The organism is Bacillus sp. OTU530, from assembly GCF_038440375.1.
This window is the reverse complement of sequence record NZ_JASATP010000007.1, coordinates 69842-81889: the sequence shown is the minus strand read 5'-3', so window position 1 is coordinate 81889 and position 12048 is coordinate 69842. Positions and strand designations below refer to the sequence as shown.

The 12048-nt window shown below is 43.4% G+C and carries 13 protein-coding genes; all 13 read right to left on the bottom strand.

Annotated elements, in window-relative coordinates; genetic code table 11:
- Positions 1-84: 84 nt before the first annotated feature.
- On the bottom strand, positions 85-945 hold the full coding sequence (gene atpG / locus AAHB12_RS07240; RefSeq protein WP_342044784.1) for an ATP synthase F1 subunit gamma: 861 nt from the start codon (positions 943-945) through the stop codon (positions 85-87).
- Positions 946-1050: 105 nt separating this feature from the next.
- Positions 1051-2559 carry a F0F1 ATP synthase subunit alpha gene (gene atpA, locus AAHB12_RS07235; protein WP_342044783.1) on the bottom strand — a complete coding sequence of 503 codons (1509 nt, stop codon included), beginning with the start codon at positions 2557-2559 and terminating at the stop codon, positions 1051-1053.
- Positions 2560-2570: 11 nt separating this feature from the next.
- Entirely contained in the window at positions 2571-3113 is a 543-nt protein-coding gene (locus AAHB12_RS07230; RefSeq protein WP_129727514.1) for a F0F1 ATP synthase subunit delta, read from the bottom strand.
- The gene (gene atpF / locus AAHB12_RS07225; RefSeq protein ID WP_129727640.1) at positions 3110-3616 is read right to left on the bottom strand and encodes a F0F1 ATP synthase subunit B; all 507 of its coding nucleotides are present in this window, start codon (positions 3614-3616) and stop codon (positions 3110-3112) included. The genes AAHB12_RS07230 and atpF overlap by 4 nt, the downstream gene beginning before the upstream one ends.
- 144 nt (positions 3617-3760) lie before the next feature.
- Positions 3761-3979: a F0F1 ATP synthase subunit C gene (gene atpE / locus AAHB12_RS07220; RefSeq protein ID WP_129727513.1), complete on the bottom strand. Its 219-nt coding sequence runs from the start codon at positions 3977-3979 to the stop codon at positions 3761-3763.
- A gap of 52 nt (positions 3980-4031) precedes the next feature.
- The gene (gene atpB / locus AAHB12_RS07215; RefSeq protein WP_129727512.1) at positions 4032-4769 is read right to left on the bottom strand and encodes a F0F1 ATP synthase subunit A; all 738 of its coding nucleotides are present in this window, start codon (positions 4767-4769) and stop codon (positions 4032-4034) included.
- Positions 4759-5154 (bottom strand): ATP synthase subunit I, encoded by a 396-nt coding sequence (locus tag AAHB12_RS07210; RefSeq protein ID WP_129727511.1) that lies wholly within the window; start codon positions 5152-5154, stop codon positions 4759-4761. The genes atpB and AAHB12_RS07210 overlap by 11 nt, the downstream gene beginning before the upstream one ends.
- Positions 5151-5378, bottom strand: coding sequence for an AtpZ/AtpI family protein (locus AAHB12_RS07205; protein ID WP_129727510.1), 228 nt, complete (start codon positions 5376-5378; stop codon positions 5151-5153). The genes AAHB12_RS07210 and AAHB12_RS07205 overlap by 4 nt, the downstream gene beginning before the upstream one ends.
- Positions 5379-5659: 281 nt before the next feature.
- Positions 5660-7837 carry a S8 family serine peptidase gene (locus tag AAHB12_RS07200; RefSeq protein WP_342044782.1) on the bottom strand — a complete coding sequence of 726 codons (2178 nt, stop codon included), beginning with the start codon at positions 7835-7837 and terminating at the stop codon, positions 5660-5662.
- A 396-nt stretch (positions 7838-8233) separates the two neighbouring features.
- A complete protein-coding gene (gene upp / locus AAHB12_RS07195) occupies positions 8234-8863 on the bottom strand; it encodes a uracil phosphoribosyltransferase (protein ID WP_129727508.1) in 630 nt (209 codons plus the stop codon).
- A 335-nt stretch (positions 8864-9198) separates the two neighbouring features.
- Positions 9199-10440: a serine hydroxymethyltransferase gene (glyA, locus tag AAHB12_RS07190; RefSeq protein ID WP_129727507.1), complete on the bottom strand. Its 1242-nt coding sequence runs from the start codon at positions 10438-10440 to the stop codon at positions 9199-9201.
- 448 nt (positions 10441-10888) lie between these two features.
- Positions 10889-11464, bottom strand: coding sequence for a TIGR01440 family protein (locus AAHB12_RS07185; RefSeq protein ID WP_129727506.1), 576 nt, complete (start codon positions 11462-11464; stop codon positions 10889-10891).
- A gap of 108 nt (positions 11465-11572) precedes the next feature.
- The gene (rpiB, locus tag AAHB12_RS07180) at positions 11573-12019 is read right to left on the bottom strand and encodes a ribose 5-phosphate isomerase B (protein ID WP_342044781.1); all 447 of its coding nucleotides are present in this window, start codon (positions 12017-12019) and stop codon (positions 11573-11575) included.
- Positions 12020-12048 lie beyond the last annotated feature (29 nt).

Genomic DNA, 12048 nt, shown 5'->3' with positions numbered 1-12048 from the left:
CTAATTGTTTGTTGCCGTCCAGCTTACATCAGCAGAGCAAATTCTCTCTGATGAAAGGCTAATAGACATGTTAATGAAAGCTTTCTATTCCAGTGCAGCCGCACCGCCGACGATTTCCGTAATTTCTTGCGTAATCGCTGCTTGACGTGCACGGTTGTAGGAAAGTGTAAGCGTATCGATAACGTCTTTTGCATTGTCAGTTGCATTTTTCATTGCTGTCATACGCGCTGCATGCTCACTTGCTTTACCGTCCAGCAAGGCACCGTAAATTAAGCTTTCTGCGTATTGCGGCAATAGTACCTTCAAAATGTCTTCTTCAGAAGGCTCGAACTCATAGTATCTGCTCGGCTTATTGGATTGAATATCCGTAAGAGGCAATACTTTTGTAGCTGCTACCTCTTGCTGTATTTTGCTTACGTAATGATTGTAGTAAATATATAGCTCGTCGTATGCTTCATCTGCAAACATGGAAACCGCACGAGATGCGATTTCTCTAATGTCAGAAAATACCGGTTGGTCAGATAATCCTGTAATTTGATCAATAATGTTAAAGCCGCGGCGTTTTAAGTAGTCACGGCCTGCACGACCAATTACAACGATAGCATACTGGCTGGAATCCAACTTGTGACGATCTTGAATTTCCTTACTTAGAGCACGTAGTACGTTACTGTTATATGCACCTGCAAGTCCACGGTCGGATGTAATTACGATATATCCTGTGCGTTTCACAGGACGAGCCGTCATCATTGGGTGATTAAACTTTCTACCGCCGCCTGCGATGCTAGCTACTACCTCCTGAATTTTCTCCATGTATGGAACGAATGCTTTCGCATTTTGCTCCGCACGGTTCAATTTGGATGCAGACACCATCTCCATCGCCTTCGTAATTTGACTCGTTTTCTTCGTGGACGTAATTTTCGTTTTAATCTCGCGTAAAGATGCCACAGGGTTTCACCACCTTTTGTCGAAAGTAGGCATGGAAAGAGAATAGGACAAGCCTACTCTCTTATTACTATTTATAAGGAGCCAAGCCGGCTCCGCTTTTCGTTATTATTCAGAAACAACAAACGTCTTTTTGAACTCCTCGATTGCGCCGCCCATTACGTCGTCAGGTTGAAGCTGACGAGTTGTACGGATTTGTTCAAGTACTTCTGCACGGTTGGAATCCATCCATGCAAGCAGCTCTTCTTCAAAGCGTTGAACGTCCACAACTGGAATATCATCAAGGAATCCGCGTGTTAGTGCATAAAGAATCATAACTTGCTTTTCTACCTTAAGAGGTTTGTGCAAGCCTTGTTTCAATACTTCTACTGTACGCGAACCACGATTTAGTTTCGCTTGTGTCGCTTTATCAAGGTCAGAACCGAATGCTGCGAATGCTTCTAGCTCACGGAAGGATGCTAAATCCAGACGAAGTGTACCAGAAACCTTGCTCATTGCTTTAATCTGAGCAGCTCCCCCTACGCGGGATACGGATGTACCTGCATCAATCGCAGGACGTACACCGGAGAAGAATAAGTCAGATTGTAAGAAAATTTGTCCGTCTGTAATCGAAATTACGTTTGTCGGAATGTAAGCAGAAACGTCCCCTGCTTGTGTTTCAATGAACGGAAGTGCCGTTAAGGAACCTGCGCCCTTTGCATCGCTTAATTTCGCAGCGCGCTCTAATAAACGGGAGTGCAAGTAGAATACATCCCCTGGATACGCTTCACGACCTGGAGGACGGCGAAGCAACAAGGAAAGCTCGCGGTATGCTGCTGCTTGCTTAGTAAGATCATCGTATACAACAAGAACGTGCTTGCCGTTGTACATGAACTCTTCACCCATCGTTACGCCTGTGTAAGGAGCCAAGTATAGTAATGGAGCCGGCTGGGAAGCAGACGCTGTTACAACGATTGTGTAATCTAATGCGCCGAATTTACGCAATGTTTCAACTACGTTACGTACAGTGGACTCCTTTTGTCCGATTGCAACGTAAATACAGATCATATCTTGATCTTTTTGGTTAAGAATTGTATCGATCGCTACTGATGTTTTACCAGTTTGGCGGTCACCGATGATTAACTCACGTTGTCCACGGCCGATTGGTACAAGCGCATCAATCGCTTTAATACCCGTTTGAAGCGGCTCATGAACAGATTTACGATCCATTACGCCAGGAGCCGGGCTTTCGATTGGACGAGTTTTAGTTGTATTGATTGGACCTAATCCATCTACAGGTTGTCCAAGAGAGTTTACGACACGACCAACAAGTTCCGGACCTACTGGTACCTGCATGATACGTCCTGTACGACGCACTTCGTCACCTTCACGGATCCCTGTGTAAGGTCCTAAAATAATGATACCTACATTGTTTTCTTCTAAGTTTTGCGCTAGTCCCATAACTCCGTTAGCAAATTCTACAAGTTCTCCGGCCATTACATTATCAAGACCATGAACAAGTGCGATACCGTCACCAACACGGATAACTGTACCAACATCGCTAACTTCGATTTCGGACTGATAGTTTTCGATTTGTTGCTTTATCAGTGCGCTAATTTCTTCAGCTCTGATGCTCATGCGTTTCACCCCTATCTATTGTTCAAAAGTTCACGCTGAATACGTGCTAATTTTCCTTGTAGGCTTCCGTCATAAATACGGTTGCCGATACGGACTTTAATGCCGCCTAATAAATCAGTATCTACAATATTTTTAATGCGGACCGCATCTTTTTCTATCTTCTTGGCAAACACTTCAGCAATTCCCACTTGCTCGTCCTCAGTAAGCGGGCGAACAGAGTAGACGATAGCATCCGCTACATTGCGCTCTTCATTCGCTAAAGTAAAATATACGTCTGCGATGTTTGCAATGATGTCCTCACGATGCTTGTCAATTAAAAGAAAAAGCGTATTTAGTACATAAGAAGACAAAGAAGAAAACGCTTGGCGAATTACTTCTTTCTTCTTTTCAGCGGAAATGTTTGGTTGAGTTAAGAATGTGCTTAATTCTTTGCTTGTAAGGAATACTTCCTTTACAGTGCGCAGCTCTTCTTCAAAAGTTTCGAGCATATGCTTTTCTTTCGCAAGCTTGAAAAGAGCAACTGCGTAACGCTTTGCTACAATGTCCTTACTCATCGCACTTCGCCTACCTCTTTAATGTAGTCGCGGATAAGCGATGCTTGATCCTCTTCCTTCAATTCCTTTTGAATGACTTTGGAAGCGATTTGAACAGATAAGACAGCAACTTGTGCTTGTAATGCAGCAATCGCTTGATCTTTCTCACGCTGGATTTCTTTCACCGCAGCTTCTTTAATGGACTCTGCTTCTGCCTTCGCAGCAACTAAAATACCATCTTTTTGCTCTTCTGCTTGCTTTTTCGCTCTCTCAATCAATTCTTGCGCTTCTACACGGGATTGCTTTACAGCTGCACGTTGCTCTTCTAATAATTTCTTAGTTTCTGCATTGTTCTTTTCAGCAGCCTCAATTTCACCTGCAATGTGTTGTTCACGCTGCTTCATCATGTTCATTAAGGGGCCAAATGCAACCTTTCGCACTAAGAACAAAAGGATAATAAAACTTACTAGAGTAAAGAGCACATCTCCGTTAGCCATAGCTGACCCTAACACGAACGTATTCACTTGAAACACAACGATTCACTCCCTTCAAGGGTTATTCAGCTTATATTTATGAAACTGTTTAATGTCAAAATTACTTAACTAAAGGAATGGCGAAGGCCCTCCATTCAGAGCTAACTTCGCCATTGTATACATCATATTGTGTTCTTAGCGGTTTAATGTTAAGAAACCAATAACGACTGCGATAATTGGAAGTGCTTCTACTAACGCAATACCGATGAACATTTGAGTTTGTAATAAACCTCTTAATTCTGGTTGACGAGCAATTCCTTCAACTGTACGAGATGCAACAAGACCGTTACCAATACCAGCGCCAACTGCTGCTAAACCAGTTGCGATAGCAGCTGCAATAATTCCTAAACTCATAATGATATATCCTCCTTTAAATGTTTCCTTAATTAATTTTTTATGAAATAAATTAATGGTCGCTGCTCACTTTGTGAGACATATAAACCATTGTTAACATAACGAAAACAAACGATTGGATGCTTCCGATAAACACACTGAATCCTTGCCATACAACTGTCGGAATGAACGTAAGGATCGTAATAACTACATTCCCAGCTGCACTCGATGCAGGTCCATGTGTAGCCAATTTTGCTAACATGCTTAATAAAATTTCACCTGCAAAGATGTTTCCGTATAGACGTAAGCCTAACGTTAAGGTATTAGCAAATTCCTCAATGATCTTAATAGGGAACAACCACCAAAGAGGCGCGAAAAAACTTTCTTTTATGTAGTTTTTGCTGCCTTTTTGCTTTACTCCATAGAAATGCGTTAGCACTACAATCATAACAGCCAACGTTAATGTAACAATAGGATCAGATGTTGGCGATCTCCAGATTAAATTCTCATGATATGAAAGGGAGAAGAATAACCCTAACATATTTGATACGAAAAGGAATAAGATTAATGTAGTACCCAATGACCAGAACTTCTTTCCTGTCTCCCAATCCATTGTACTACCAATGATTCCTTTAACAAAATCTAGTATCCACTCCACGAAGTTTTGCATACCAGTTGGCTTCATGGCTAGCTTACGGGTGCCAAGTGTCACTATTAATAGCACAATCGCCATTACGACGGGAATCATGATAATGTTGGATAGATTGAACGTCAGTCCTAAAAACTTAAACATATAAAAGTTATGTTCCATCTTTATTCACCTCGCTTTCACTGCTATGAATAAAATTATAATAAAACAAATTTATGACAATGATAGAATAGCCTATCACTATACCCAATAATAATGCCATAGATGAAATGTGGGTTTCATACTTAGCGGCGACAAGCGCAATCAAGGCTGCTCCTGAAAAACGCGAGAGCATCCCTAAGGATTTCACACGAATATTCTTAACTACCTTTTCTCCAAAATTGGTTACTTTTTTTGCTAAGTAGTTAATGGAGAAAAGGCTAAAGGATATTCCCATTATCAAGCCTAAAAATTGTGAAGAATACGAAGTAAATCCCCAGCCTAAGACTAGTAAAGCTAACAAATATAACATTTGTTTTTTGAAACTTTTAACTGCTATTTCCATCATAGCTGATTCTCCTTGAAATAACGTTTAATAAGAGAAATGGTAGTATATACCCCAACAAATAACCCTAATAGCAGCCCGATAACTAAAAATAAAGGGGAAAGATGTGATCTTTCATCTAGCCACATTCCTCCAAAAATTCCTATAAGAATAAAGCCTACTAATTGGGACGTAATTGTCGTCATCAAAGCCGCAGCTTTCATTGGATTTCGTTTATTCCCATGCAAGCGTTCATCCCTCCAAATGGGTATAAGGAGTTTGGTGCAAAATGAGGTGTGAGATGTTTTTATGATTACCCTTTTTTATACGAGAATCATTTTTTGAGTTGTTGAAAAGCGAGTATTTTGTCAAAAGATAGACGAAAACTATCGCTGAAAACCTTATCATCCACTCACTTTGTTAGCATACAATAGTGTGTTAAATAGTGTCAATGCCAAATCGAAAAAAATCGAAAAATTCCAACTCAATCTTGAATTTGTCAATAAATGTTCACATTTTAAGCATTTTCCTATTGGAATTGAAGAGTTTTTTCTATGATATCCTCCTTTTTTCCTTTCTTTGCAAATATAAGCGCCTTATATGTCCCTTTGATAGATTGTTTTACTGATATAACTTCCCTCACTCTTCCGCTTGTCACATTTTGACGATACATAATGTAATCTACATATCGAAATGTGGCTGGATCATACAAAACAATTCCTAGTTCATCTGCTCCCCCAGGCAGATACATTTCATAACGGTACAATTCAGGAGCGTCCCCTTTCACAAATCGAAACCCCATAATTCGCGGATAATCGGGCTCCTCTACGAAGAATAAATAAGGAAGCTCGGCAGCGGTACTACCGCTTCGGACGCGCAAATAGCCTTCATGTACCCCTTCTCGCAAGGTGAAAGCGCTTAATTCTGTACCAATGACAACACGCTGTTTTTCATGCGGCTTTACATATACTGTATGCGGTAGCCTCCATTGTATACCAGGCCTAGCCTGCGGCATCTCGAAAACATATTTTTGCACCTTCTCCGTTTGATTGTCGAGCGTCACAGCAACCTTACGTATCGTATGTCCCTGCGATGACCGAATGAGCCCGAATGATAGAGAAGAAGGATAAATAAGAAAAGGCGGATGCAGCGCTTGTTCGAGCTGAACGCGCCCAGCTCCCTGCTCATACACATGATATGGCTGCTTTCCTTTATATAGTAGCTTCGCTGTATTCATGAGCGCTGCCTTCACCTGCTCCGGTGTCCAGTTCGGGTGCGCCTGCTTCAGCAGCGCAGCGGCGCCCGCCACATGGGGCGCCGCCATACTCGTGCCCTGCAGCGACATATACCCTTTGGGAACCGTGCTGGTAATACCCACGCCTGGAGCAACGACATCGGGCTTAATCCCCCATGTTACCGTAACAGGACCGCGCGAGCTAAAACCGGCGAGACGATCTTGCTCTGTATGAAACACCGTACCGGCAAGCGAGTCCCTCTGCTTTCTAAGCCATGCACCGTCACGGCCGGACATAGCAGCAGCGGGAATAGCCGCTCCTTCAGCCATCCCGGCAAAGGAGCCCGGCATATTGTTATAAATAATAATGGCCTTTGCCCCTGCCCTCTGTGCATTCTGCACCTTTTCCGCAAACGAAAGCTCGCCTCGCTTTACAAGAACGATTTTGTTCCGAGCATTCTTCATATCAGCAGTCTTCCCAAGACCGGCATCCACCCATTCATATGTACGCTCTAGATTCCACTCCTTTGCCCCGCCAAGCTGCGCCAGCCGAAACTCCCTCCCTGCAACATGCAGGTAAGGAATGCGAAGACGCGGTGTGGATGCCCCGACCGTAATAGCCTGCGCCGCCGTTCCCGGGGATCCGATCGTCCAAATAGAGGGACCTGAGTTACCTGATGCCGTTACAGCAATAATCCCTGCTCTAGCAGCATAGTTTAAGGCAATGCTCGTTGGCCAATCTGGGCCGTTGACATCATTGCCGAGCGAAAGATTAAGAACATCCACCCGATCCTTGATTGCTCTCTCAATTGCGTTGAGTACTGTTTCGGTCGAGCCAACACCGCCAGGCCCAAGTGCGCGGTACGCGAGGATTTTCGCATCCGGTGCGATGCCCCTGAGCTTCCCATTTGCTGCAATAATACCCGCTACATGGGAGCCGTGCTGCGTTGGCTCCTTCGTTTTCGATTCCATCGGGTCAGAATCGTTATCTACCGTGTCATAGCCGCCTGCATAGCTGCGCCGCAAATCTGGGTGGCGGTAATCTAATCCTGTGTCAATAACCCCGACGCGGACCCCGGCCCCGCTTAAACGCCTGCCCGATGCATCAAAATAGCCGCGCACCTTAGCCCCGCCAATAAACGGGACGCTCTCTGTTATATCAGCTTTATACACAGATACAGGGGTAACGCGAGCGATGCCCGGGATCTTGGCCAGATTGCGCAGCTCCTTCCTGCTTCCTTGTACACTTAAGCCGGACAGTGCTGTTTGATACACACAGCGTACCCGTATATTCGGGTATTCACGCCGAATCATTTGCTGCACCTTCTCCATTCGTTCAGGCGCAGTCTCAACAATGGCAATTTCCTGCTCATTTTCATAAGAAGACGGCACAGGCGGACGATTTGGAAACACAGTCGCCTCTGCTTTTGTCGCAAACAAAAGAAGACATCCTAGAAGTAAAACCCGAAGCATAACGAACCTCCCTTTTCCTATATGCTTCTCCTTTTCCAGCTATTCCATGTATAAGAAAGAGGGAAATAATTTTACTCCTATAATAAAGAACTCGCGCTGATTGACGAGCCGTTAGGCGAAGACAGCGGCATAGCTGCCCTTATCCTGTATTCCTAAGCTTTTCGAATGTATCAAATTCGCAGTTCATCACCATTAAGTGCGGCTGACAGGTCAACATTTATCGGGATTGCACTACGGACTATTTCAAAAACGGTTCTTTTTATTAGCTGAAAATGGTCTGCTAGTGAAGATACTTCCAAAAAGTAATCTACTACAAGGTATGGTCTTCCAGCTGAAAATTTATACTTTCCCAAAATACAAAAAAGACGAGAAGGGCATGCCTTCTCGTCTTTTATCTTATTTTGTACCAAATAAACGGTCTCCCGCATCCCCTAAACCAGGGACGATATAACCATGGTCGTTCAATTTTTCATCCAAAGCCGCAATATAAATATCTACATCCGGATGCGCTTCCTGTACAATCTTTACTCCCTCTGGGGCAGCGATGATGCACATCAGCTTAATGCTCTTCGCACCGCGCTTTTTCAAGGAATTGATCGCTTCAGCAGCTGAACCGCCTGTCGCAAGCATTGGATCAAGCACGATAAAATCACGCTCCTCCACATCACTTGGGAGCTTCACATAGTACTCAACTGGCTGCAATGTTTTCGGGTCGCGGTATAAACCAACATGCCCTACCTTTGCCGCTGGAATCATTTTTAAAATACCATCTACCATTCCAAGCCCCGCACGCAAAATTGGTATTAGGCCAAGCTTCTTCCCTGCGAGCACCTTTGTCTTCGTTACGCTTACCGGCGTCTCAATTTCTATTTCCTGTAATGGAAGATCGCGCGTTGCCTCGAAGGCCATTAAGCTGGCTACTTCATCGACTAGCTCACGAAATTCCTTCGTACCTGTTTTTTTATCACGAATGTATGTAAGCTTGTGTTGAATAAGTGGATGATCGAAAACATATAGCTTTCCCATTTACATCTCTCCTTTTTTGGGATGTGGCGTTCGTTGGTCTGCCCTTTTGAACACTATTTACGATTGTATAAAAAACCTGTTCAATATTCAAGTATAGCTTATCTCCTTTTCTTTACATGTTTGTGGAAAGGACCATGTAACCATATAGGTAAAGAAAACTCGCTGATTGGCGAGCCCTGCCTTTGGGCGAAGACAGCGGCATAGCCCTACTTATACTTTATTCCTAAAATTTCTCGCCATGTCGAATTAGCATTCAGCTAGAAATTTATACTTAAAGAGGCAAAAAGACACCTTGCGTATTGATACAAGGTGTCTTGAATAACTGATGTATAGAATTACAATTCTGGATACATTGGGAATTTTGCAGTAAGTGCGTTAACGCGTTTTCTTGCTTCCTCTAATGCTTGCTCATTGTCATGGTTTTTCAATGTGTAAGCAATAACAGATGCAATCTCATCCATTTCCTCTAAGCCGAAGCCACGGGAAGTTGCTGCCGCTGTACCAAGGCGAATACCGCTTGTTACAAACGGGCTTGCAGGATCGAATGGGATAGCATTTTTGTTTACAGTAATACCAACTTCATCTAGAACGTGCTCGGCCACTTTTCCTGTAATATCTAGGTTACGAACATCAACTAGAATTAAGTGGTTGTCCGTACCGCCAGAGATAAGTGTTAAACCGTCTTTTTGTAATCCTTCTGCTAAACGCTGCGCGTTATTAACAACATTTTGTGCATATGTTTTGAAGCTATCTTGCAATGCTTCGCCAAATGCTACTGCTTTTGCAGCGATTACGTGCATTAATGGTCCGCCTTGAATGCCAGGGAAAATTGATTTATCGATTTGCTTTGCGAACTCTTCTTTACATAAAATCATACCGCCGCGAGGTCCGCGCAATGTTTTGTGAGTTGTTGTTGTTACGAAATCACAATAAGGAACTGGATTTGGATGTAGTCCTGCTGCAACCAATCCTGCGATATGAGCCATATCTACCATTAAATATGCGCCAACTTCATCCGCGATTTCACGGAACTTTGCGAAGTCAATTACACGTGGATATGCACTTGCACCTGCAACGATAAGCTTTGGCTTATGTGTACGTGCTTTCTCAAGAACATCGTTGTAATCAATGTATTGAGTTTCTGGATCTACACCGTAGTCTACGAAGTTGTATTGCACACCACTGAAGTTAACTGGGCTTCCGTGCGTTAAGTGACCGCCGTGCGCTAGGTTCATACCAAGAACTGTATCGCCGTGCTGAAGAATCGTAAAGTATACAGCCATGTTTGCTTGCGCACCAGAGTGAGGCTGTACGTTTACATGCTCTGCTCCGAAGATTTCCTTCGCGCGGTCTCTTGCGATATCTTCTGCTACGTCTACATGTTCACAACCACCGTAGTAACGTTTCCCAGGATAGCCTTCTGCGTACTTGTTTGTTAAAACAGAGCCTTGTGCCTCCATTACTGCTTGGCTAACAAAGTTTTCTGAAGCAATCAACTCGATGTTAGAACGTTGTCTTCCTAATTCCGCTTGAATCGCTTGAAATACTTTTTGATCCTGCTGCTTTAAATGCTCCATAAGAATCCCCCTTTTTTTCCCTCAAACGAATTACAATGCCATCTTGCTGCTTGTAGTATATCTTCATTGTTCTCTGAAGCATTTGTAGCCAAAACGGACGGCAATAAGCAGCAAAGGCAATGTATTTTCGGATTTTCTTGAAAAAATACGAAAATTATACGCGTAATTCATTTTTAACATTCACATTTTCAATTTCATTCTACCATGATTTTAGGTGGCGTCAAAAGAAAAAATAAAATATCCTGGCGTTTCTTGTCGATTTAAAAATGATATCGTTTCCAACTGCGTATTTTGCATCACTTTATGAATTTATTCTGTCTTTTCTTAATCGGACGCAAAAGTTCCTCTGCAGACGCCCACTTCAAGGAACACCGCCTTTTTAGTTTTCCATTCTCACAGAAAAGACTCTCCGCCAAAAACAGGAAAGGCCATCCCTAGGGATGGCCTATTAGTGACAGCTTACACTTTCCCTTTGTGCTGCCGGGTAGACTGCGCGGGCGCCGCCGATAAGTTTCGGACGGGTTTTCGCCAGCGTAATATGTGCACTGCCGATTTGCTTTAACGCGGTACGTACTGGAACTGCCACATGCTTGATGTGCATGCCAATAAATGTATCACCGATATCTATACCAGCATCTGCCTTGATAAACTCTACTACAACTGGATCCTTCATATTGTGGTAGGCATATGTCGGCAGCGCCCCTCCTGCGGAACGAACTGGAATTACTGTAACCATCTCTAGGTTATACTTCTGCGCGACTTCTCGTTCTACAACAAGTGCGCGATTTAGATGCTCACAGCATTGAAACACAAGGGAGATTCCAGTTTTGTCTTGAAACGCTCTCAGCTCTTCAAAAAGAATTTGCGCGACCTCTATTGTACCTGATGTCCCAATCCTCGATCCGATTACTTCACTCGTACTGCAGCCGATCACAAACAATTGTCCAGCCTCTAGGGAAGCTTGCTCTTGAAAATCGGAAAGCACCGCGTGCATTTGCTGTCGTAATTGTTCTAAGTCATCCATCGCGACTCTTCCTTTCGTGGAAATTGGTTCCCAAAATTACATTATGCTTGTTGGATACATAGAAGAAAGAAGCGTCTTCATTTCTTGTATGCTAAGGAAACCTGCTGTTTATTCTGCTTCGTACGTGTTAATTTTGCCAACACGATTTGCATGGCGTCCGCCTAGAAACTCAGTTGTTAGCCAAATTTCAGCAACATCTCGTGCCAAACCTGGTCCAATCACGCGCTCTCCCATTGCCATCATATTGGAATCATTATGCTCACGCGTTGCCTTTGCACTAAAAGTATCGTGTATAAGTGCACAACGAATGCCTTTTACTTTATTAGCGGCAATAGACATCCCAATGCCTGTACCACAAATTAAAATACCTCTGTCAGCCTCCCCTTTTGCGACCATTTCAGCTGCCGGAAACGCAAAATCAGGATAATCGACAGACGACCCAGCTGCACATTCACAGCCAAGATCTACATATTCCATTCCAAGTTCTTCTAATAAATGTATAATTTCCTTACGGATATTCACGCCGCCGTGATCAGATGCTACTACTACCTTCATGTTCGGTCCCTCCAAATATAATCTCCCTA